This window comes from Vibrio sp. 10N.261.51.A3, assembly GCF_041471965.1.
GTDB classification, from domain to species: domain Bacteria; phylum Pseudomonadota; class Gammaproteobacteria; order Enterobacterales; family Vibrionaceae; genus Vibrio; species Vibrio crassostreae_C.
Window position 1 is genome coordinate 97,180 of sequence record NZ_JBFRPK010000031.1, and the last position, 22,233, is coordinate 119,412.

A 22,233-nucleotide genomic window follows, 5' to 3' on the forward strand; every position below is an offset into this window, starting at 1 on the left:
TCAGACCGATGTTTTTCGGATTGACATTACTATTAACCAATGCATCTCGAGCTACCAACAAGATTGATAAAGAATAATTTTATTTTACCTTAATGATTAAACAACATCTAAAAATCAATTATTTATAGAGTTATAAAAAAACATAAAATGCGTTACTTATGAGTTTAATTTCGACTTATTTAGCTGTTCTATCGTTTGGTTACATTTGTTACAATTTATTGAACTCGTGAATTATTCAACCGGCCAATTCAGAAATAGCACTTATGAGTTAGGTGAGCGATGCATAACTTGGAAAGTCGACCTTGTCCCAAAGTTGCTTTCTTAAATCATCTTGATTAGACCAATTCCCTGCTAATACCCACTCAACGAGTGCACTTGCCACGTCTGGATAGGTGACCACTTCGGCCTGTTTTTCACTGAGCCAAGCGCGCAAGATAGCCGCATCTAAAAACGTCATGGTTTGAGCTAACCCAAGGGCCTCTAGCGTCGCCACATTGCTCTGTTGTTCGAACTGTCCTTCGAGTGGTTTGAGAAGCAATTTCTTCCCCAAAGTTAGGGCTTCAGATGGCAATTCAAAGCCGCCATTTGCGACCACACCAGAGCACTGATTGAGGTCGAATTGAAAGCCCGCATGACTCAGTGGTTTGAACTCAATATTTTCAACTCGGCTATGCTCAATCACATCCGGGTGGTAACAGACAAAGTTTTGCGAAATGAACTTCATCAGCAGCTCTGAGATCGACTCAAGATCCTCAAATGGCAAATAGACCAACGTAAAGTCTTGTGCTGTTTTGGTTTGTTGCTCACCAACCAGCGTGTGAACGATAGGCGGCAAAATCGGCTGTTCAAAGTGATACCAGTGCAAGCCAATAGAGTGCTCGGTTGGGGCGAAATGTTGAATCACTGAATGTTCAATCCAGTTGCCCCCTTCTTTGGGTACATCATAACGAAACGCATTCTGGTGGCTTATCCCAATGCATGGCACACCTTGTCTCTTAGCCGCCCATGCAGTGACAGGCTCAAAATCATTAATCACTAAGTCATAAGGCGTAAGATCGATCTGGTTAATCTCACGGAGAAATCGCCAGATGTTGTTCTTCATGAATGTTTTGCCGTATTTAACCTGCCCCTGCTCGCTGTAAAAAGTTAAGCCGCTGCGGGTCTGATAGTTGCCAAACGCTTCCATCGAAAAGTATTTGCTCTCATCTCGTCCAGAGAACAGAAAATCGACATCAATATTTTGCTGACGAAAAGCGACGGCCATTGCTCTCGCTCGAGCGATGTGCCCATTTCCTGTGCCTTGTACGCCATATAAAATTTTCATGCATGTTCCTTTAAATTTACCACTTAAGCTCGGCAGTGGTTGCCAACAAAATAATTACAGGATGAAGCTGATAGCGAGGCTGGTACAAGCGATGCCCAAGGCTGCGCCAATCAGTACGTCTGTTAAAAAGTGCACACCAAGTAAGATTCGAGAGCCAGCAATCGCAGTTGCCCACACCAAGCTAAAGAGATATAAGCTCGGATAGAAATGTCCGATTAGGGTCGCCATAACAAAAGCCGCCGCGGAATGCCCAGATGGCAGGCTGTATTTATCGGATGGCACAATATGAGAGTGAAGTAGTGAAGAGAATTCAGCTGGTCGACGGCGCTTGAGGGTATTTTTAGCAAACCAGTAAATAGGCAGTTCGATTGCGAAGGCGGTTAAGCCCACCAAAAGAAAGTCTCGACCGGTGTTGCTATCGACCAGCAGTGCAATCAAGGCAATCAAAACATAAAGGTGTCCATCTCCAGTATGAGACACCGCTTTACTGAGCGTTGCATGTTGCCCGCCATAGCGGTTGTTTAAACAGAAAACAGAAAATGCCACATCCCAGCGGACAATAGGTTCGATAGTACGCATACGATCTCCTTAACAATCCTTATTCAGTTAAGGCTCAAGTTATGCCCAACAAATGACAGTTAAGTGACGTTTTGAATGAACTAAAATGAAATTTCCCATGCTTGATAGACAGGTCAATGGATCAAGTCAGGATGGCGATAGATGCAACCGATAAAAATAAAGCGACCCAAGGCCGCTTTATTCTTCTATGTTTTCAATTCTTTATATAAGCAAGCAAACGCTACTTCTATCGTGTCAATGGTTATAGCGTTCGCTAATGATACTAGAGCTCGCTAATAATAGTAGAGCTCGCAAATAATTAAACGCTAAAGGCTATAGCGCTAGTGGCTCGTGCTTTTTAACCAAACCGAAATCCGCCAATATCGCGTAAGCAGCAGGGATCATAAACAGCACCAGTAAGGTCGAGGCAAATATGCCGAATACGATCGAAATAACCAATGGCTGGATAACCTGAGCCTGTAAGCTGGTTTCCGTCAACAGCGGTAGCAAACCTGCCGCAGTCGTCATTGAGGTCAAGAATACCGCTCGGAAACGCTCACGACTGGCTTTTACCACCGAGTCATGCACGCTATCTCCCTCATCGACATGGTGACGAATGTACTGCACCAACAAGATGGAATCATTAACCACAATCCCGGCAAGCGACACAAAGCCCATCATGCTTGGCATACTCAAAGAATGGCCAAGTATCCAGTGACCAACGACCACCCCAATAAAAGCGAGTGGAATCGCCAACATCACGACCACAGGCTCTAAGTAGCTTCGGAATTGATAGCTAAGAATCGCAAACACGCCAAATAAGCCGAGTAAGAAGCCTTTGCCCATAGAGGCTCCAGTCTTAGCCGCATCTTTGGCCTCCCCTTCGAAATCAAAGCGTAGACCCGGGTACTTCTGAATAAGTTTGGCGGCTTCATCTTTTTGGAACTGAGCCAAGATCGCGGATGAACTCGCTTTCTTGTTATCAATATCACCAAAGATACTGATAGTTCTCAGCCCATCAATACGCTGAATTCGCACGTAATTACGTTGGAAATCTAACGTCGCCAACGTTGCTAGCGGGATCTGACTGCCATCTGCGGTGATGATCGGGAAGTTGGCCAGCTGCTGTATGTCGCCCGCTTGCTCTTTATCAAGACGCACTTCAATCGAGATATTCTCAACACCGATTTGAATCTCATCCGCTGTCTGACCAAAGAAAGCCGCACGCAATTGGGAAGCAATCATCTGCCCATTCACATTGTAGGTTTCAGCGCCCGGACGCAGCTTCACCAAGATCTCTTCTTTACCCATGCGCATATCATCAAGCACGCCATGCACCCCATCGAACTGATTAAGGTACTCCTGAATATCCAAAGAAGCGGATTTCAATGCGCTCAGGTCATCGTGTTTGGCGCGAATTTCAATAGCACGACCGCCCGGCCCCATAGTCGGTTGCTTGAACACCAATGAAATAGGATCCGCCAAGTCACCGATATCCTCTCGCCATGCATCAATGAAATCATCGATAACCGTGTTACGGCTCTCTGCTCCACGCAGATCTAAACGCACTGTGGCTAAGTGTGGGCCTGATTCATTGGCATCGGCGTTGGCATTGAATTGGCTGGTGATATGCTCGACCAGTGTATTGCCTTCTTCAACCTCTTCGCTCCATTGTTTGTTCAAGCGCTCAGCCGACGCGACAATTTTGTCGACCACTTTCTCGGTTTGAGACAGTGATGCGCCCGGCGGAAGAATAATACGCGCCTCGGCAATATCACCATCCAGCTCTGGGAAAGGTTGAAACTTAACAACACCACCAGCAATCAAGGCGACTGAAAGCAACAACAGCGTAATCACTCCGCCCATAAAGGCGTAGCGGAAGGTCACGACTTTCTCAACCATGTTCATCAAAGTGGTATTACGGAAGTTCTCAAACTTCTCAAGCAACACCACTTTAAAGCGCAGCGCTGGCTTGTCATTTTTTTCTTTGTGTAATGAATGAGATAGGTGATTAGGTAGAATCAGGAAGGCTTCAATCAAGCTCAACGACAGCACCAAAATCAATACTTGAGGAACGGCCTTAAGCACAGCGCCCATCTCGCCATCAAGAAACAGTAAGCTACCGAAAATACACACCGTGGTTAAGAAAGAAGACAGTACTCCGGGAAGCACTTTCTTAACGCCGTTGTACACCGCATCATCGACGCTTTGTCCCCTATCTAAGTGGGAGGCTATCGATTCGGCGATCACGATGGCGTCATCCATCATAATACCGATTGCCATTAACAACCCGACCAGCGACATAATGTTGATCGACAAACCAAGGTTGGCCATTAAGAACAAGCCACCAAGGAAGGCCACTGGCAACCCTGCCGCCACCCAAAATGAATAACGTAAGCTGAAGAACAGCCACATGGTGGCGAACACCAGCACAATACCTTGCCAGCCATTGCTCACCATCATGGTTAGACGATCCCAAAGTACAGATGAGAGATCGTTGGTCATTTGTAGTGTCACGCCATCAGGAGCAATCGCGCTTTGATCTTCAACGAATCGTGTTACGTTCTCTTTGATTCGCAGCGCATCGTCTTCTTTGTTCTTACTGATCTTAAGCAGCGCTGAAGGCTTGCCATCAAATAGCACCTTTTGCTCATCAAGCTCAAAGCGGTCGGTTATTTTGGCTATGTCTCTCAAACGAATCACCGAGCCATTAGGCGCAGATCCAACCACGATGCTTTCCAGCTCAACAGGCGTAACTCGTCTCTCGTCGAAACGAATCAGAAAGTTTTTGTCTGGTGTTTCAACGTTACCACTCGGCAGTTTTACATTCTGTCGACCAATTTGATCCGCGATATCACCGACACTCAAACCCAACTGACGAATAGCTTGGGTATCCAGTTCCACTCGATATTGATGATCCGAGAAGCCGCTAACCTCGACCAAAGAGACATCGTAATCAAGCTTCATGGTGCGCTTAAGATCTTCCGCGTAGGCCTTAAGTTCTGGCCACGACGTTTCGGCTGTTATAGCGATATCGACAACCGGTTCATTCCAATCTAGCTCTTGAACAACAGGCGATTCAATCTCAGTTGGGAAATCATTGATCGAGTTGATCTGGGTTTGCACATCCACCAGCATTCGGCCGATGTCCGCTTTTTCATTTAACTTTAGAATTAAACGGGCGCTGCCTTCGATCGCCTCACACTGAGTTTCTTCAATGTTGGCTAAACCATCTACCGCGTCTTCCATTCGCACACATAGGCTCTCTTCCACTTCTTGTGGAGAAGCGCCGGGATAAACGATGGCTGCCATAATGTAAGGCGGATCATAAGCGGGGAAGGTTTCACGTTTGATGGTTGATAATGAGCTTATACCCATGATCAACAATCCAAGCATCAACAAGTTGGCTGCTGTTGGGTGCCTAGAGAAGAACTTGATCATGACGCACTCTCCTGAGTATCCGATTCAAGCTCAGCCTCTTCAGAGTTGGACTCTCTCAGTAACATGCCTTCTATTGCTGGCAGGACATCATTGAGAACCAGTTTATCTCCAGTTTGTAGCTCTCCACTCACAACCACTTGATTGTCTCTGCGATAAAGCACTTCAACATTGACCACTTGCAAACGCTGGTTGTCATCCATCAGGTAAACCTTATCACCATGCAGTGCTCGCTCTGGAACCACCCAACTTAGATTGGCGACACCCTCAATCTCAGCTTTGACAAACATACCGTTAACCAAAGGCGTCGCGCTGTCTGGTTGCAATTGTGAGTAATCTTGAGCGATCTCGAGAATAATCCCCGCCGTCGCTTGGTTTTCATCAACTGTTTCGCTGATTCTTGCCACCTTCGCTGGCCAACTGAGGTTCAGGTTGCCGCTGTTAAGTTGAATGCTTGCTTTGATTGGCGCTTCATAAGGATTAGGGATTCCTGCAGCATCGCGAGGAAATTGGTTAAAGCTGGAGGCTAAAGTTTGCATATCGTGAATAGAAAGTTGCGCCTCTACTTCCATGACATTAATCCCGTGAGCAATAAACATCTCCTGCTGAAGGTTTACTACTTGATTTTGTTCGATATCAACCTGAGCAATTCGCATCGCTCTTGGCAAAGTGATGGTGGTCTTATCGAGAGAGCGCTGCGCCTCTTTTACCTTAGACACGTTGACCTTAATCACCGCTTCCGCAACACGCTTTTCATCTGGCATCAACGCGATTTGGTTCGCGATATCTAATACCAACTTCTGCTGAGACAATGCGCTTTGTTGTTGCAGGTCGACATCCGATTGAGAGGTGAGCCCTTTCTTACGCAGATCCTGTTTACGTTGTAGCTCTTTATTGCTGATCACCAAACGATTCTTTTCGATCTTAAGAGTCTGATTAAGGTTGTCTTCTTCTTGATTCAATTTCGCTAATGAGGTTTGGCTTGATTTTAGATCCGCCTCTGCTTGTATCAGTTTCAATTCGTAATCCAATGGATCAACCTTGAGCACGACCGTTCCTGCAGGGATCACCTGGCCTTTTTCAAGATCTGGATGTCGATACACGATCTGTCCTGTCACCTCAGCAATCGCTTTCCATTCAACTTTCGGCACTACTTTGCCAAAGCCGACCGCTAACGGCGCTATCAGTTGTTGTTCTAGACTCACAGTATCAACTAAGCGAGCCCTATCACCCGCAGGTTTGGTTGGAAGATCCGGCTTCAAGTTAATCGCGGCGACAAGGCCAATAACACCAACCGCAAGTGCTGGAAAGAAGAGTAGTTTTTTATTTATTTTCATTATCTTTGGTCCTGCACGGAAGAAGGGCTCGGTGCGTTAATAAAGCCTTCAGTCATCAATTGAATGTTGTGTTCGATTAAACGATTAAGAAATTCTTCATTAATCTCAATCCCATGAATTGCCAATAAAGGCGGCGGAGCGATGAAAGGAAACACCATCAAGCTTACATACGAAATACGGCACAATTTTGGATCCATGTTCTGTTTTAAGATGCCTTGTTCAACCAACTTTTCAAAAATGACATCTTGGGCTGGCTTTGCAACATCGAGGAAAACCTTTTCGAGCAACTCTCTTTGCACTTCAGAGGGAGGCATATTCATCACTTGGGCTATCAAGCGAGGAAACTTCGGCACTTTGACCATCTCTTTGTAGTAAGTCCGCATTAAATCAAGAAAGTTCTCATGACTGCTTTCATCAACGAGTCTCTGCATTTGTAATTGCATAGGGCGTAATGTTTCACGCAGCATCGCCTCAAACAATCCGGCTTTACTGCCAAAGTAATAGCGAATCATCGCAATATTCACACCCGCTCGCTCAGCAACTAAGCGAGTCGATACCTTGTCGTACGGTTGAACCACGAACAGATCTCGAGCGTGCTCAATGAGTAACTGCCGTACATCTAGATTCTGTTGAGGTCGCCCTGCTTTACGCGCTGCCATCACTGAGACCTATCCCTATAATTAATCACACGATTAATTATAGGAATAAATCGACATGGTTGTAGAAGATTAATTACTCACTATTTAATCAAATGATTAATTAATTTAGCCACCCTTTTAATTTTATTGGTGAATCGTTCCATCAAAAAGATTTACTACAAAGTTTTAACCTACACATCAGCCAAACGATAAACTAACCGCCCAGTACAAAACACTCAATCAGCTGATAACACCAGCAAACAACACGCAAGCAGCACAAACCAAAAAAAAACACCGCCAAAGCACGCTGATATTGGATTTTCTTGTTTGACGCTCAGAATAAATTGCGGTAAATATGGTGTTAACAGTTTATTTACGGATATTTGTGTAATGATTTTTTCTTCTTCTCGACTGCTGAAACTTCTCCTTATCGTGAACCAATCGCGCGGGTAAGTTGTGGGTCAAGAACTACACAAATATTAAAACCCGCGCTGAGCGGGTTTTTTTGTAACTGGCACTTTTAAAAGAACATCATTCTTAATAATAATTTGGATAGCAATCGATTCATTATCGATATAAGGAAGCACCCATGAACGATCAAGTGATAATTTTTGACACGACCTTACGTGATGGCGAGCAAGCGTTGGCTGCAAGCTTAACGGTAAAAGAGAAATTACAGATCGCTTATGCACTTGAACGACTGGGTGTAGATGTTATTGAAGCGGGTTTCCCTGTGTCATCCCCAGGCGATTTCGAATCAGTACAAACCATCGCAAAGAATATCAAAGATAGCCGCATCTGTGCGCTTTCTCGTGCAGTTGCAAAAGATATCGATGCCGCTGCCGAAGCACTAAAAGTAGCTGACCAGTTCCGTATTCATACCTTTATTTCTACATCGACGGTTCACGTACAAGACAAATTACGCCGCAGCTACGACGATGTTGTCGAGATGGCAGTGAAAGCGGTAAAGCATGCGCGTAACTATACCGATGATGTAGAGTTCTCTTGTGAAGATGCCGGTCGTACACCTATCGACAACCTATGTCGTATGGTTGAAGCCGCTATCAACGCTGGCGCAAAAACCATCAACATTCCAGACACCGTAGGCTACACAGTACCGAATGAATTTGGTGGCATTATCCAAACGCTATTTGATCGCGTACCCAACATAGATCAAGCGATCATCTCTGTTCACTGCCACGATGACTTAGGCATGTCGGTTGCTAACTCAATTGCTGCCGTTCAAGCAGGTGCTCGACAAATTGAAGGCACAATCAATGGTATTGGTGAGCGTGCAGGTAACTGTTCTTTAGAAGAAATCGCAATGATCATCAAAACTCGTCAAGAGCTATTAGGTGTTCATACCGGTTTGGACCACAAAGAGATTCACCGTACCAGTAAGTTGGTTAGTCAGCTTTGCCACATGCCGATTCAAGACAACAAAGCAATCGTTGGTGCTAACGCATTCAGCCACTCTTCAGGTATCCACCAAGATGGCATGCTTAAGAATAAGAACACTTACGAGATCATGACGCCTGAATCTATTGGCTTGAAAAACAAAGCATTGAACCTAACCAGCCGCAGTGGTCGTGCAGCTGTTAAGAGCCACATGGACGCAATGGGCTACAAAGACAATGAGTACAACCTAGATTCATTGTACGAAGACTTCTTGAAACTGGCTGACCGTAAAGGCCAAGTGTTCGATTACGACCTAGAAGCACTAATGCACTTTGCGAACCTACGCGACGAAGATGACTTCTATAAACTTAACTACCTAAGCGTACAATCTGGTAGTGTTATGTCTACCACCAGCATCAAGCTGCAATGTGGTGATGAAGAGAAATGCGAAGCGGCTGTCGGTAACGGCCCGGTTGATGCTTTATACCAATGTATCTACCGCTTAACGGGTTACGAAATTGCATTGGATAAATTCGACCTTACCGCGAAAGGTGAAGGCGAAGATGGCTTAGGCCAAGCTGATATTATTGCTAACTATAAAGGTCGCAAGTACCACGGTACGGGCGTTTCAACGGATATCGTTGAGGCCTCTGGTCAAGCGCTACTGCACGTTATTAATAGCATTCAACGCGCAGACACCATTGCTGAAATGAAACAGCAAAGAATCGCAACAGTTTAAACACCCAATAACAGAGCCCTAGAGCCGATGTTGTTGGCTTTAGGGACAAAATTTAAAACGAGCGAAAGAGCTCAGTAACAAGAATTAAAGGATTAACATGACTGATAAATCATACAAGATTGCCGTACTACCTGGTGATGGCATTGGCCCAGAAGTAATGCAGCAAGCACACAAAGTGCTAGACGCGATTGAAAAGAAGCACGCGATTAGCTTCTCTCGTGAAGAGTATGATGTTGGTGGTATCGCAATTGATAACCACGGCTGTCCACTTCCTGAAGCGACAGTAACAGGCTGTGAAGAATCTGACGCAGTACTATTTGGCTCGGTTGGCGGCCCTAAGTGGGAACACCTTCCACCAAACGATCAACCAGAGCGTGGTGCCCTACTTCCTCTACGTAAACACTTCCAATTGTTCTGTAACCTACGTCCTGCACAAATCCATAAAGGTTTAGAGTCTTTCTCTCCTTTGCGTGCTGACATCTCAGGTAACGGCTTCGATATCGTTGTAGTTCGTGAACTAACAGGCGGCATCTACTTCGGCCAACCTAAAGGTCGTGAAGGCGAAGGCGCAACTGAGAAGGCTTTTGATACAGAGGTTTACCACCGTTACGAGATCGAACGTATCGCAAAGATTGCGTTTGAATCTGCACGTCTACGTAACAAAAACGTTTACTCAATCGACAAAGCAAACGTTCTGCAGAGCTCTATCTTATGGCGTGAAGTGGTTGAAGAAATCGCAAAAGATTACCCAGATGTCACGCTAAACCACATGTACATCGACAACGCGACCATGCAGCTAATCAAAGACCCATCTCAGTTTGACGTAATGCTATGTTCAAACATCTTTGGTGACATCATCTCTGATGAGTGCGCAATGATCACCGGCTCTATGGGTATGCTTCCTTCTGCAAGCTTAAACGAAAGCAACTTCGGTCTATACGAACCTGCAGGTGGCAGCGCACCAGATATCGCAGGTAAGAACATCGCAAACCCAGTCGCGCAAATCCTTTCTGCAGCGCTAATGCTTCGTTACAGCCTAGGCGAAGAGGCGGCAGCACAAGACATCGAAGCAGCGGTATCTAAAGCACTTTCTGCAGGTGAGCTAACAGCAGACCTTGCAGGTAAGAACCAAGCACTGACTACCTCTGAAATGGGTGACAAGATCGCAGAGTACATATTAGCTTCATAAGCTAAATGCTCCGATTAGAAGCAAGTACATAAGAATAATATCAAGCCAAGTCAGCGTAAACCGCATGACTTGGCTCGAAACAAACACTGGGACTGATGCTCCCAAGGAAGAAAAGCTATGTCGACAAACCAGCAAGCAAAAACCTTATACGAAAAAGTTTATGACGCTCACGTTGCGGTTGCAGCGAAAGGCGAAACACCAATTCTTTATATCGATCGTCACTTAGTTCACGAAGTAACGTCACCTCAAGCCTTTGATGGCCTACGTGAGAAAGGCCGCAAAGTTCGCCAAGTTGGCAAGACTTTCGCGACCATGGATCACAACGTATCGACACAAACTAAAGACATCAACGCTTCTGGTGAGATGGCTCGTATCCAAATGGAAACGCTATCGAAGAACTGTGAAGAGTTTGGTGTCACGCTTTACGATCTAAACCACAAATACCAAGGTATTGTGCACGTAATGGGTCCTGAGCTAGGTATTACGCTACCGGGCATGACCATCGTATGTGGTGACTCGCACACGGCTACACACGGTGCATTTGGTTCACTAGCATTTGGTATCGGTACTTCAGAAGTGGAACACGTTCTAGCTACGCAAACGCTAAAACAAGCTCGCGCTAAAACCATGAAGATCGAAGTAAAAGGCAAGGTTACTCCTGGCATCACTGCAAAAGACATCGTGCTAGCGATCATCGGTAAAACAACGGCTGCTGGCGGTACTGGCTACGTAGTTGAATTCTGTGGTGAGGCAATTACCGACCTTACGATGGAAGGTCGTATGACAGTATGTAACATGGCAATCGAGCTTGGCGCTAAAGCAGGCTTAATCGCTCCAGATGCAACGACATACGAGTACATCAAAGGTCGCAAGTTCTCTCCAGAAGGCGAAGACCTAGAAGCAGCAATCGAATACTGGGATACGTTAAAAACCGATGCTGATGCAGAATTCGATGCAGTTGTTACATTAGAAGCGGCAGACATCAAACCACAAGTCACTTGGGGTACCAACCCAGGTCAGGTTATCTCAGTAGACACACCAATCCCTGCACCAGAAAGCTTCGCAGACCCTGTAGAAAAAGCATCAGCTGAAAAAGCGCTAGCTTACATGGGTCTTGAAGCCGGTAAATCTCTATCTGATTACAACGTAGATAAAGTGTTCGTGGGTTCTTGTACTAACTCTCGTATCGAAGACATGCGTGCAGCAGCAGCGGTAGCGAAAGGCCGTCAAGTAGCGAAACATGTTCAAGCGCTTATCGTTCCGGGTTCAGAGCAAGTTAAAGCACAAGCTGAGGCTGAAGGCCTAGATAAGATCTTCATCGAAGCAGGCTTTGAATGGCGTTTACCGGGTTGCTCTATGTGTCTTGCGATGAACAACGACCGTCTAGGTCCACAAGAGCGCTGTGCTTCTACATCAAACCGTAACTTTGAAGGTCGCCAAGGCCGTGATGGTCGTACGCACCTAGTTAGCCCAGCAATGGCAGCCGCAGCGGCTATCGCTGGTCACTTTGTCGATATTCGTGAACTTTAATTAGAGGATTTAACATGTCAGGTTTTCAACAACACACCGGATTAGTCGTTCCTCTAGATACGGCCAACATCGATACTGATGCGATCATTCCAAAGCAGTTTCTACAGAAAGTAAACCGCATCGGTTTTGGTAAGCACTTGTTCCACGATTGGCGCTTCCTAGACGATGCAGGCCAACAGCCAAACCCTGATTTTGTAATGAACGAAGCTCGCTACCAAGGCGCTTCAATTCTTTTAGCTCGTGAAAACTTCGGTTGTGGTTCATCTCGTGAACACGCACCGTGGGCGCTTGCCGATTACGGTATCCAAGTAATGATCGCACCAAGCTTTGCCGACATTTTCTACGGTAACTCGATCAACAACCAAATGGTGCCAGTTCGATTGACTGAGCAAGAAGTGGATGAGCTATTCCAATTCGTTGAAGCGAATGAAGGTGCAGAAATTACGGTTGATCTAGAAGCAATGAAAGTCAGCGCGAACGGCAAAGAGTACTCGTTTGAAATTGATGAGTTCCGTCGTCACTGCTTACTGAATGGTTTAGATAATATCGGCCTTACACTTCAACATGCCGATAAGATCTCAGAGTTTGAAGCTAAGATTCCTAGCTTCCTAAAATAATGAGACGTTTCTGAATAAATCTAAAGGTTGGCCAAGTGCCAACCTTTTTTATTTGGCTAAGCTTTTAACTTAACTTCATATGTTTATTTAAATGAAGAGCAATGAAAGAAAATGGTAAGCCTTAAGGTCTTAGTAGTCAGTCATCAGGAGAATGCCATGAAACAACTACTTTTTATTGTCAGCCTACTTTTCTCAACCTTAGCTTGGTCTGCGCCTAAGTCCGATCTTTGGCCATACTGGAACCAAAGCGACGAAACCAAACTAGAACAGGTATCTCATCAAGATTGGCAGCAATTCCTCGATAGCTACTTGGTTAAACAGGGGCAAAATACGTTAGTTCGCTATAAAGCAGTGAACACCGCCGATAAAACAAAGCTTAAACAATACATCAAGCAACTCGAACAGGTGAATCCGCTCGACTATTCAAAAGCGGAGCAGTATGCCTATTGGGTTAACCTATACAACGCCGTGACTGTCGATTTGATTCTTGATGCCTACCCGATCAAATCCATAACTAAACTTGGCGGACTATTTAGTTTCGGTCCGTGGGGAGATGATGTGGTAGTCGTTAATGGGAAATCACTGACACTCAATGACATTGAACACCGAATCCTAAGACCAATTTGGCAAGATCCTCGCACGCATTATGCAGTGAACTGTGCCAGCCTAGGTTGCCCTAACTTACAACCTGACGCTTTTACCTCTAAAAATACTGAAGCCTTGCTAGAGCAAGCTGCAACTGAGTTTGTAAGCAGTGACAAAGGCGTGATGGTTACAAACAATAAGCTTCAACTATCATCGATTTACGAATGGTTTGCTGTGGATTTTGGTACGAAGAAACAGCTTATTCAGCACTTAGAACAATATCGAATTGAAGCAGTAACCAATACTCAAAACATCAGTTATGAATACGATTGGTCGCTCAACCAAGCAAACTAGCTCTAAGGCTAAAGTTGATCACTAAAGTAAAAAAGAGGCGAGAGGTTTTTATTAACCTCTAGCCTCTTCTCAATTCTTTGACCGTATTTCTACAATTAAAAGCTTGAGCCCGGTTGCTGCAAGAACTCAATCTCTTCGGGAGTCGAAGCTCGCCCTAACACCTCATTACGGTGCGGATAGCGACCAAATCGCTCAATGATAACCTTGTGCTTAAACTCAAAGTCCAGATTATGCTCTAATCCCGTTTGAGAAAAGAGTTCCACGGCTTGTTCATGGACTAACAAAGATTCACTGTGCATATAAGGCATATACAGGAAGCTTTTCTGTTGCTCGTTAAGCTGGTGATCAAAACCACCCGCTACCGCCTCTTGGGCTAGAGCCAACGCCATCGGATCAGCAGAAAATGCTGTCGGACTTTTTCTACCAATATTTCGAGAAAACTGATCAAGTACGATAATCTCAGCCAATCGTCCTTGCGCAGTTTGGCGCCACTCAAATAGCTCGCCTTGAATGGCTGCTTTATGCAATTCAGAAAATCGAGACTCTATCAAAGTGTCAATCTCGGCGCCGCCAGTAAACCAATCTTTAGGCGTCAACTCATCGAACCAAAACTCTAGAACATCCTGATACGTTACCGTCATATAATTCCCTTTAATAAAAAACCGAGTAACTTTGTTATTACTCGGTTTAGTGTTCAATTACTTAAAACCTTTTACTTTCTTTATCAGGTCATAAGCATTCTGAATTTCTTGCGATTTCTCTTTCGCAACATTCATCATCTCAGGCGGTAAGCCCTTCGCCATCAGTTTATCTGGGTGATGTTCATTCATCAGCTTGCGGTAGGCTTTCTTCACCTCTTTACCGTCAGCACTTTCACTCACACCAAGAACCTTATATGCGTCGCCAAGTTGGTTCTGTTGCGAAGCCTGTTGCCAACCTGATGATTGCCCATGACCCTGATGGCCACCAAAGCTTCCACCTTGCTGTTGGAAACGGAACGCAGCTTCTTGCATCTGCAAGCGGCGTTCTAGTTGTGCTGCCGAAAACCCAAGCCCTTGCGCTATTTTATGCAGAACTTGACGTTCACTCGGGTGCAAACTTCCATCCGCAAATGCGGCAGATACCTGAAGCTCTAGAAAGAACTGCAGAAGATCAAAACGACCACCCGATGAGATTTTAACTCGCTCAAGTACGTCGTTCAGAGGGAAGTCGCTCTCTTTGCCGTCACGGAATGCATCTTGCGCTGCTTTACGCTGTTCGCCATGCAGGTTCATACGCTCCATCATGGTAGAAGCGAGTTGAATCTCTTCTGGCGTTACCTGCCCTTTCGCTTTAGCAACGTGCCCCATAACCGCAAAAGCGGATTTAAAAAACTCGTTCTGTCTTTCTGCTTGGCTTGGACCTCGACCAAAACCAGAGCTATTGAAGCCTGATTGGTTCAATCCGCGAGCTTTATCGAATTGGTGTCCTAAAAACAGACCAAAAACTAAACCGAGTGGCCCTCCAAATAAAAAGCCAAAAAACGCGCCCAAAATTTTGCCAAATATTTGCATTATGTGTTCTCTATCTATGAATTTTATCTGAGTAATGCTGTCTGATGATGCTGAATGCTATTATTTCCTTTATCATAAGGAAAATGCTTTATTAATTGGATTGATACTAGATCAACCCTTCATCTAGTGACACAGGATAGTTCAACTTCATGCAATCTTTTTCCCGCACCTTGTTAGCCGCGTCTATAAGTACGGCGTTATACGTGTCGACAACTCAAGCTGAAACAGTCACCGATAGTAGTGTGCAGGAAATGCCCTCTATAGATCAATGCTTGATCGAGCCCGCTGCAGAAAACGAGACACAGCTACCCGCTCACGTTGAGTCAGATCGCCTAGAAGCTATCAATGGTGACAAAGCAATATATTCAGGTGACGTAGTCGTTACGCAAGGGAACAAGACCATCCTTGCCGATAACGTAACCCTGCACCAACAAGAAAATATCGTTGTAGCTGAAGGCAACGTAAACTTTAGTGATGGTCAAATCAAATCTATCTCAGACAGAGCGACCAATAATCTGACTACAGATGAAATGACGCTTGAGAACACCGATTACGAATTCCTTTGCGAGCCCGGTCGCGGAGATGCTGTTTATATAGCAAAAACAGGTAAAGCGGTTTATGAGATTGAAGATGGCTCCATTACCTCTTGCCCTATCGGCGATAATGCTTGGCGTCTAAGAGCATCGAGCATCAGTGTCGACCAAGACGAAGAACAAGCCACTTTTTATAATCCACGTTTTGAAATCCAAAGTGTTCCCGTCTTTTACTTACCTTACTTAACAGTACCGGTGGGTGATACACGTAAAACCGGTTTCTTGTACCCAACAGTTTCGTATGGTTCAAGCGATGGTTTTGAAGCTGAAATTCCTGTTTATTGGAACTTAGCACCAGACTACGATTTGGAAACTACCTTCAAGTACATGCAAGAGCGTGGCACTCAACTCAACAGTAAATTCAGATATTTAAGCGATTTTGGTTCCGGTAGTATCGAGTCTGAATATTTACCAGACGATCAAAAGTACACTGATCTAGGCGATCGTTGGGGTTTCCAACTAGAACATTCAGGAATATTCCAACAATCTTGGTTATTCGAAATTGATTACTCTAAAGTCAGTGATATTGACTACTTTTCGGACATGAGCTCAAATATCGGTAACCGTGAAGATGGACAACTGCTTCAAGAAGGGCAAGCAACATACCGTTCTCAAAATTGGGATGCGTCTGTACTTGTTCGAGACTTCCAAGTTCTTACCACCAGCAATAACTTGCCTTATCGTCTAATGCCACAACTCGAGTATAACTACTATGCTCCAGAGGTAATGGATTACCTAGATTTTGACTTAATCAGTCATATATCAATGTTCGATACCGACGCATCAGGCAAACCATCAGCCACTCGTGTTCACGTTGAACCTGGTATTACAATCCCAGTAGGTAACACTTGGGGTACTTGGACAACAGAAGCTCGACTACTTGGTACTTACTATCAACAAGACCTTGATGGCGTTGATACCGGCGCAGGCTCTGATTATGAAGGCTTGGAAGAATCAGTAAGTCGAGTTATTCCAGAGTTTAGAAGCCACGCAGGTATCGTTCTTGAACGTGATACAAAAATTGTGGGCAATTACACTCAAACACTCGAACCTCAAGTTCAGTATCTTTACGTACCAGAAGAAGATCAAAGTGACATTGGTCTTTACGATACGACACTACTGCAGACCGATTACTATGGTCTATTTAGAAGCCGTAAATATAGCGGTGTTGATCGTATCGCATCTGCGAATCAAATTAGCTATGGCGCATCATCTCGCTTTTTTGATGATGAGTACCGAGAGCGCTTAAACATATCTTTTGGTCAAATTTTCTATTTTGATAAAGATACAAAACAGACTTTAGACAACGACGACTCTAATAAGAAAACTAATTATTCGTCTTGGGCTATTGAAATGGATTTCAACTACGATGATTACCTTTTCTACCATGGCGGTGTGCAATACGACATTGATTCATCTTCGATGCAACTTGCTAACAGTACCATTGAGTACCGTTTTGCCGGCGGCTATATACAAACCAACTACCGCTATGTAACAGAAGAGTACATAAATGAAACTGTAGATTTTGACGTATCATCCATAACTAGAGATGGTATCTCACAAGCAGGCTTACTTGGTGCTTACCAGATTTCGCGGAAGTGGAATGCCAGTGCTCAATATTTCTATGATTTAACCACACAAGAAAATCTAGAATGGTTGGCTCGCTTGAACTATAAATCCGATTGTTGGTATATCGGATTTACGTATAGTAACCAGCTGACAAATAACATTAGTGATCCAAATGTCACGCCTGAATATGAAAATAACTTTGGTGTGAATTTCGGTATTATCGGCTTTGGTACTAACTTAGGCTCTGATTCAGGCGCTGTTGGGGATAGCAGTTCTGATAACTCATTGAGCTACGGTCGCCCATTCTTCTTAAACAACTAATTTTCTTTACTGATAAGAAATCAGTAAATTTAAAGGATTACACATGACATTGTGGAAACGCACATTAATTGCTATTGCAGCGACTTGTACTTTATCAACAAGCTTTGCAGCACCGGTTGAGCTAGACAGCGTAAAAGTTATCGTTAACGAAGGCGTTATCTTACAAAGCGACATCGATGCTTCGATGAAGACACTGCGTGCCAACGCAAAAAAAAGCGGTCAAACACTGCCATCGCAAGATGTGCTCAATGAGCAAGTACTAGAAAAACTGATCATCGATACTATTCAAACTCAAGAAGCAGAACGTATCGGTGTTCGTATTGATGATGCTCGACTTGATCAAGCAATTGAAGGTATCGCTAAAGACAACAACCAAACGGTAGAACAACTTACCGCATCGGTTGCTGAAGAAGGCCTTAGCTACAATGCATTTCGAGAGCAAGTAAGAAAAGAGATTGCAGCAAGTGAAGCTCGTAACGCCTTAGTTCGTCGCCGTATCAATATTCTTCCTGCGGAAGTTGATAACCTAGCAGATATCTTAGCGCAAGAGACTAACGCGACCGTTCAATATAAAATTGGCCACATTCAACTGCGCTTTAATGATGACCAAACCAAAGAAGAGTTAGAAGCTCAAGCTACTGAACTGGTTGAAGAACTGAACTCAGGCAAAGATTTCAGCACCATGGCATATACTTACTCTAAGGGTCCTAAAGCGCTGCAAGGTGGTGATTGGGGTTGGATGCGTAAAGAAGAGATGCCAACCATTTTTGCTGACCAGATCAAAATGCAAAATAAAGGCAGCATCATCGGTCCTTTCCGTAGCGGTGTAGGTTTCCACATTCTAAAAATTGAAGATGTGAAAGGCTTAGAAACCGTAGCAGTAACGGAAGTGAATGCTCGTCATATCTTGATTAAGCCAACCGTAATCTTGAGTGACGATGGCGCGAAAGAACAACTTGAAAAGATCACGCGCCGCGTAAACGCAGGTGAAGCGAGCTTTGGCGACCTTGCACAGCAATACAGCCAAGATCCAGGTTCTGCAGTACAAGATGGTGAGCTAGGCTACCAAACACCAGATTTGTATGTACCAGAATTCAAACACCAAGTAGAAACGCTACCAGAAGGCAAAATCAGTGCGCCATTCAAAACCGTACACGGTTGGCACATTGTTGAAGTACTAGACCGTCGCGAAGTCGACCGTACCGATTCAGCTTTGAAAAACAAAGCTTACCAAATTCTATTTAACCGTAAATTCAACGAAGAAGCTGGTGCTTGGCTACAAGAAGTAAGAGCAAGTGCCTTTGTTGAGATGGTTGAGGACGACCAAGATGACAACAACTAAACGTATTGTCATAACCGCAGGTGAACCAGCAGGGATAGGCCCAGATTTAACTTTGGCTCTATCTCAAGAAAGTTGGCCTCATCAACTCGTGGTTTGTGCTGATAAAACACTGCTATCCGAGCGAGCTAAAATTCTTGGTATCGAAGTCGATCTTCTGGACTACGATGCAAATGCAGCTAAGCAACCGCAACGCGCTGGCACACTGGTAGTGAAACACGTTCCACTTGCTAAAACGGCAGTTGCAGGTCAACTCAATGAGGCTAATGGTCATTACGTATTAAATACTTTAGAAACCGCAGCAATTGGCTGTATGAATGATGAATTTGATGCTATTGTCACCGGCCCCGTTCACAAGGGTGTAATTAACCGAGCTGGCGTTGCTTTTAGCGGCCATACCGAGTTCTTTGCAGAGAAGTCCAATACACCACTGGTGGTGATGATGTTGGCAACTGAAGGGCTGCGTGTTGCGCTAGTAACAACGCACATCCCACTAGCTTATGTATCTCAAGCTGTGACCGAAGACAGATTAGAGCAAATTATTGCTATTCTAAATAAAGACTTGGTTGAAAAATTTGCTATTGAGAAACCAACTATCTATGTGTGTGGCTTGAATCCACATGCTGGTGAAGATGGTTGTTTAGGGCGTGAAGAGATTGAAACTATCACCCCGACGCTAGAAAAAATTCGCCAAAAAGATGGCATCAATTTAGTTGGCCCATTGCCAGCAGACACCATCTTTAATGAAAAATATTTGCAAGATGCAGATGCTGTTTTAGGTATGTATCACGACCAAGTACTCCCGGTATTGAAATACAAAGGGTTTGGTCGCTCAGTGAACATCACGCTTGGCTTACCGTTTATTCGCACATCAGTCGACCACGGTACCGCCTTAGACTTGGCAGGGAAAGGCCAAGCCGATACAGGGAGCTTTAGAACAGCGCTCACGCACGCCATTGAATTAGTAGAGAAAAAGCAATGAGAAATGATGTCCACTTAGGGCACAAAGCGCGTAAACGTTTTGGTCAAAACTTCCTTAACGATCCATACATTATTGATGGCATCGTATCGAGTATTAACCCACTACCAGGTCAAAACTTGGTAGAGATCGGTCCTGGTCTAGGCGCAATTACTGAGCCTGTGGGTAAGCTTGTCGATAAATTTACTGTTATCGAATTGGATAGAGACCTTGCAGAACGTCTTCGTAACCATCCAGATCTTGCGGACAAGCTAACGATCCGTGAAGGCGATGCGATGAAGTTCGATTTCCAAGAACTGGTTAAGCCAAACAATAAGCTACGCATCTTTGGTAACTTGCCATATAACATCTCTACACCATTGATGTTCCACCTTTTTGAATTCCATAAAGACGTGCAAGACATGCACTTTATGCTTCAAAAAGAAGTGGTTAACCGTCTAGCTGCTGGCCCTGGCAGTAAAGCTTACGGTCGTCTTACTGTAATGGCTCAATACTACTGTAAAGTAACGCCTGTGTTAGAAGTTCCACCAACGGCCTTCGTTCCGCCACCGAAAGTAGACTCAGCAGTCGTGCGCCTACAGCCATACGAAGTGCTGCCTTATCCGGCAAAAGATCTGAAATGGCTAGATCGCGTATGTCGTGAAGGCTTTAACCAACGTCGTAAAACAGTTCGTAACTGCTACAAGAGCTTAATCGATAAGGAAGTGCTTGAAGAGCTAGGTATCAACCCAAGCATGCGTCCTGAGAACTTAACGCTCGAGCAGTTTGTCGACATGGCAAACTGGTTGTACGACAGTCATAACGCTGACAAATAAATAAAAAAGGCTCCTACACTTCGGTTAGGAGCCTTTTTTATGTAATACTTTAATTACATTAAGTATATCAACAACAAAAGGTGCGAATATGGATATATCTACGCCTTGTATCAAATGCCAGGTTCACTCTAAGTACATAGAAGAACAATCTGAGCCAACGAAGAATCGTTATGTCTTCGCCTACATTATTACCATCAAAAATCTAAGTAAAACAACGGTGCAACTTATGTCTCGCCGCTGGTTAATTACCGACTCTAACGGCAAGCAGCTCACCATTGAGGGTGATGGTGTAGTTGGCCAACAACCCGTGATTGAAGCCAACGACGAGTACACCTACACAAGTGGTACGGTCATCGAAACCCCTGTTGGCGTTATGCAAGGTCACTATGTGATGACCGATAACAAGGGCATTGATTTTATTACCGAAGTTGACCCATTCAGACTCGCAATCCCTAATATTCTTAATTAGCCGTACATCCGTATCTACAGGAAATTATTGTGTCGAATTACATTGTCGGAGACATCCAAGGGTGCTTCGACGAACTTCAAGGACTACTTGAAAAAATTAACTTTGATAAACACCAAGATACTTTATGGGTCGCCGGAGACTTAGTTGCTCGAGGCCCTAAATCATTGGAGACGTTACGCTTTATTCGTAACCTTGGTGACGCAGCTAAGGTTGTATTAGGCAACCATGACTTACATCTTCTGGCGGTGTCCTTAGGACTATTTCCAGCGAAACCAAAAGATAAGACTCAAGCGATTCTTGATGCTGAAGATCGTGAACTGCTAATCGAATGGTTAAGACAACAGCCTTTGCTTCAAGAACACCCAGAGTTCGTGATGTGCCATGCGGGTATCTCACCGCAGTGGAATCTAGAAAGAGCACGTGTTGAAAATCGAGAGATCGTATCCTTGTTAAAGTCCGATAAATGGCAATGGCTAATCGAAAACATGTACAGCAACGCGCCTGATTTATGGCATCAGGATTTACATGATATTGAGCGCTATCGCTATGCGATCAATAGCCTGACAAGAATGCGTTTCTGTTTTGAAGATGGCCGTCTCGACATGGCATGTAAGCTACCACCGAATGAGATTACCGATGAACCATTAGTGCCATGGTTTGACCTTCCGCAACGCATAAAGCTCGATAAAACCGTTGTTTTTGGACACTGGGCTGCGCTTGAAGGCTATAACGGAAAAGACGTAATTGGACTTGATACTGGATGCGTCTGGGGAGGTGAATTGACAATTCTTCGCTGGGAAGATAAACAGTTTTTCACTCAGAAAGCGCTATAAAGATACGAGAAACTTGCGCTACCTTGGTAGGGTAACGCAAGCATTTTTCAGAGAC

Annotated in this window: 18 protein-coding genes; 11 read left to right on the top strand and 7 right to left on the bottom strand. The window is 44.5% G+C overall.

What is annotated here, in order from left to right; translation table 11 throughout:
• Positions 1–268: 268 nt before the first annotated feature.
• From AB4371_RS09075 to AB4371_RS09095, 5 genes are all read right to left on the bottom strand, one after another.
• Positions 269–1,324 carry an MJ1255/VC2487 family glycosyltransferase gene (locus tag AB4371_RS09075; RefSeq protein WP_017068817.1) on the bottom strand — a complete coding sequence of 352 codons (1,056 nt, stop codon included), beginning with the start codon at positions 1,322–1,324 and terminating at the stop codon, positions 269–271.
• Positions 1,325–1,378: 54 nt separating this feature from the next.
• Complete coding sequence (locus tag AB4371_RS09080; protein WP_017062930.1) at positions 1,379–1,903, bottom strand: phosphatase PAP2 family protein; 525 nt, start codon at positions 1,901–1,903, stop codon at positions 1,379–1,381.
• Between the two features lie 312 nt (positions 1,904–2,215).
• Positions 2,216–5,323: an efflux RND transporter permease subunit gene (locus AB4371_RS09085; protein ID WP_372149485.1), complete on the bottom strand. Its 3,108-nt coding sequence runs from the start codon at positions 5,321–5,323 to the stop codon at positions 2,216–2,218.
• Positions 5,320–6,657 carry an efflux RND transporter periplasmic adaptor subunit gene (locus AB4371_RS09090; protein WP_050053092.1) on the bottom strand — a complete coding sequence of 446 codons (1,338 nt, stop codon included), beginning with the start codon at positions 6,655–6,657 and terminating at the stop codon, positions 5,320–5,322. The genes AB4371_RS09085 and AB4371_RS09090 overlap by 4 nt, the downstream gene beginning before the upstream one ends.
• Positions 6,657–7,316: a TetR/AcrR family transcriptional regulator gene (locus AB4371_RS09095; protein WP_017062933.1), complete on the bottom strand. Its 660-nt coding sequence runs from the start codon at positions 7,314–7,316 to the stop codon at positions 6,657–6,659. Before AB4371_RS09095 ends, AB4371_RS09090 begins: the two co-directional genes overlap by 1 nt.
• 568 nt (positions 7,317–7,884) lie before the next feature.
• Between AB4371_RS09095 and leuA the strand changes: the two genes are divergently transcribed.
• The 5 genes from leuA to AB4371_RS09120 all read left to right on the top strand — a co-directional run bounded on the left by leuA (position 7,885) and on the right by AB4371_RS09120 (position 13,707).
• Complete coding sequence (gene leuA, locus AB4371_RS09100; protein ID WP_019826902.1) at positions 7,885–9,432, top strand: 2-isopropylmalate synthase; 1,548 nt, start codon at positions 7,885–7,887, stop codon at positions 9,430–9,432.
• Between the two features lie 97 nt (positions 9,433–9,529).
• On the top strand, positions 9,530–10,621 hold the full coding sequence (leuB, locus tag AB4371_RS09105; RefSeq protein ID WP_017061390.1) for a 3-isopropylmalate dehydrogenase: 1,092 nt from the start codon (positions 9,530–9,532) through the stop codon (positions 10,619–10,621).
• A 117-nt stretch (positions 10,622–10,738) separates the two neighbouring features.
• Complete coding sequence (leuC, locus tag AB4371_RS09110; protein WP_108167343.1) at positions 10,739–12,151, top strand: 3-isopropylmalate dehydratase large subunit; 1,413 nt, start codon at positions 10,739–10,741, stop codon at positions 12,149–12,151.
• A 14-nt stretch (positions 12,152–12,165) separates the two neighbouring features.
• Positions 12,166–12,768 carry a 3-isopropylmalate dehydratase small subunit gene (gene leuD / locus AB4371_RS09115; RefSeq protein WP_017062937.1) on the top strand — a complete coding sequence of 201 codons (603 nt, stop codon included), beginning with the start codon at positions 12,166–12,168 and terminating at the stop codon, positions 12,766–12,768.
• 156 nt (positions 12,769–12,924) lie between these two features.
• Complete coding sequence (locus AB4371_RS09120; RefSeq protein ID WP_137001752.1) at positions 12,925–13,707, top strand: DUF547 domain-containing protein; 783 nt, start codon at positions 12,925–12,927, stop codon at positions 13,705–13,707.
• Positions 13,708–13,802: 95 nt separating this feature from the next.
• On the opposite strand, the gene AB4371_RS09125 is transcribed toward AB4371_RS09120, so the two are convergent.
• Complete coding sequence (locus AB4371_RS09125; RefSeq protein ID WP_017061386.1) at positions 13,803–14,348, bottom strand: DUF924 family protein; 546 nt, start codon at positions 14,346–14,348, stop codon at positions 13,803–13,805.
• 57 nt (positions 14,349–14,405) lie between these two features.
• Positions 14,406–15,260: a co-chaperone DjlA gene (djlA, locus tag AB4371_RS09130; RefSeq protein WP_017061385.1), complete on the bottom strand. Its 855-nt coding sequence runs from the start codon at positions 15,258–15,260 to the stop codon at positions 14,406–14,408.
• 149 nt (positions 15,261–15,409) lie between these two features.
• Here djlA and lptD point away from each other — a divergent pair, with 149 nt between their 5' ends.
• The 6 genes from lptD (at position 15,410) to AB4371_RS09160 (ending at position 22,178) form a co-directional block, all read left to right on the top strand.
• Positions 15,410–17,743 carry an LPS assembly protein LptD gene (gene lptD, locus AB4371_RS09135; protein WP_372149487.1) on the top strand — a complete coding sequence of 778 codons (2,334 nt, stop codon included), beginning with the start codon at positions 15,410–15,412 and terminating at the stop codon, positions 17,741–17,743.
• Positions 17,744–17,786: 43 nt separating this feature from the next.
• Positions 17,787–19,085 (top strand): peptidylprolyl isomerase SurA, encoded by a 1,299-nt coding sequence (gene surA, locus AB4371_RS09140; protein ID WP_136979300.1) that lies wholly within the window; start codon positions 17,787–17,789, stop codon positions 19,083–19,085.
• Positions 19,072–20,064 carry a 4-hydroxythreonine-4-phosphate dehydrogenase PdxA gene (gene pdxA / locus AB4371_RS09145; RefSeq protein ID WP_017061382.1) on the top strand — a complete coding sequence of 331 codons (993 nt, stop codon included), beginning with the start codon at positions 19,072–19,074 and terminating at the stop codon, positions 20,062–20,064. Before surA ends, pdxA begins: the two co-directional genes overlap by 14 nt.
• Positions 20,061–20,876, top strand: a complete 816-nt coding sequence (gene rsmA / locus AB4371_RS09150; RefSeq protein ID WP_017062942.1) for a 16S rRNA (adenine(1518)-N(6)/adenine(1519)-N(6))-dimethyltransferase RsmA — start codon at positions 20,061–20,063, stop codon at positions 20,874–20,876. The genes pdxA and rsmA overlap by 4 nt, the downstream gene beginning before the upstream one ends.
• A gap of 88 nt (positions 20,877–20,964) precedes the next feature.
• On the top strand, positions 20,965–21,345 hold the full coding sequence (gene apaG, locus AB4371_RS09155; RefSeq protein WP_004735899.1) for a Co2+/Mg2+ efflux protein ApaG: 381 nt from the start codon (positions 20,965–20,967) through the stop codon (positions 21,343–21,345).
• A gap of 29 nt (positions 21,346–21,374) precedes the next feature.
• The gene (locus AB4371_RS09160) at positions 21,375–22,178 is read left to right on the top strand and encodes a symmetrical bis(5'-nucleosyl)-tetraphosphatase (protein ID WP_017062943.1); all 804 of its coding nucleotides are present in this window, start codon (positions 21,375–21,377) and stop codon (positions 22,176–22,178) included.
• The last annotated feature ends 55 nt before the right edge of the window (positions 22,179–22,233 follow it).

Excerpts from the sequence above, each read along its gene's own strand:
- AB4371_RS09075 (WP_017068817.1), bottom strand. The coding sequence starts at position 1,324 with ATGAAAATTTTATATGGCGTACAAGGCACAGGAAATGGGCACATCGCT.
- AB4371_RS09080 (WP_017062930.1), bottom strand. The coding sequence starts at position 1,903 with ATGCGTACTATCGAACCTATTGTCCGCTGGGATGTGGCATTTTCTGTT.
- AB4371_RS09085 (WP_372149485.1), bottom strand. The coding sequence starts at position 5,323 with ATGATCAAGTTCTTCTCTAGGCACCCAACAGCAGCCAACTTGTTGATG.
- AB4371_RS09090 (WP_050053092.1), bottom strand. The coding sequence starts at position 6,657 with ATGAAAATAAATAAAAAACTACTCTTCTTTCCAGCACTTGCGGTTGGT.
- AB4371_RS09095 (WP_017062933.1), bottom strand. The coding sequence starts at position 7,316 with ATGGCAGCGCGTAAAGCAGGGCGACCTCAACAGAATCTAGATGTACGG.
- leuA (WP_019826902.1), top strand. The coding sequence starts at position 7,885 with ATGAACGATCAAGTGATAATTTTTGACACGACCTTACGTGATGGCGAG.
- leuB (WP_017061390.1), top strand. The coding sequence starts at position 9,530 with ATGACTGATAAATCATACAAGATTGCCGTACTACCTGGTGATGGCATT.
- leuC (WP_108167343.1), top strand. The coding sequence starts at position 10,739 with ATGTCGACAAACCAGCAAGCAAAAACCTTATACGAAAAAGTTTATGAC.
- leuD (WP_017062937.1), top strand. The coding sequence starts at position 12,166 with ATGTCAGGTTTTCAACAACACACCGGATTAGTCGTTCCTCTAGATACG.
- AB4371_RS09120 (WP_137001752.1), top strand. The coding sequence starts at position 12,925 with ATGAAACAACTACTTTTTATTGTCAGCCTACTTTTCTCAACCTTAGCT.
- AB4371_RS09125 (WP_017061386.1), bottom strand. The coding sequence starts at position 14,348 with ATGACGGTAACGTATCAGGATGTTCTAGAGTTTTGGTTCGATGAGTTG.
- djlA (WP_017061385.1), bottom strand. The coding sequence starts at position 15,260 with ATGCAAATATTTGGCAAAATTTTGGGCGCGTTTTTTGGCTTTTTATTT.
- lptD (WP_372149487.1), top strand. The coding sequence starts at position 15,410 with ATGCAATCTTTTTCCCGCACCTTGTTAGCCGCGTCTATAAGTACGGCG.
- surA (WP_136979300.1), top strand. The coding sequence starts at position 17,787 with ATGACATTGTGGAAACGCACATTAATTGCTATTGCAGCGACTTGTACT.
- pdxA (WP_017061382.1), top strand. The coding sequence starts at position 19,072 with ATGACAACAACTAAACGTATTGTCATAACCGCAGGTGAACCAGCAGGG.
- rsmA (WP_017062942.1), top strand. The coding sequence starts at position 20,061 with ATGAGAAATGATGTCCACTTAGGGCACAAAGCGCGTAAACGTTTTGGT.
- apaG (WP_004735899.1), top strand. The coding sequence starts at position 20,965 with ATGGATATATCTACGCCTTGTATCAAATGCCAGGTTCACTCTAAGTAC.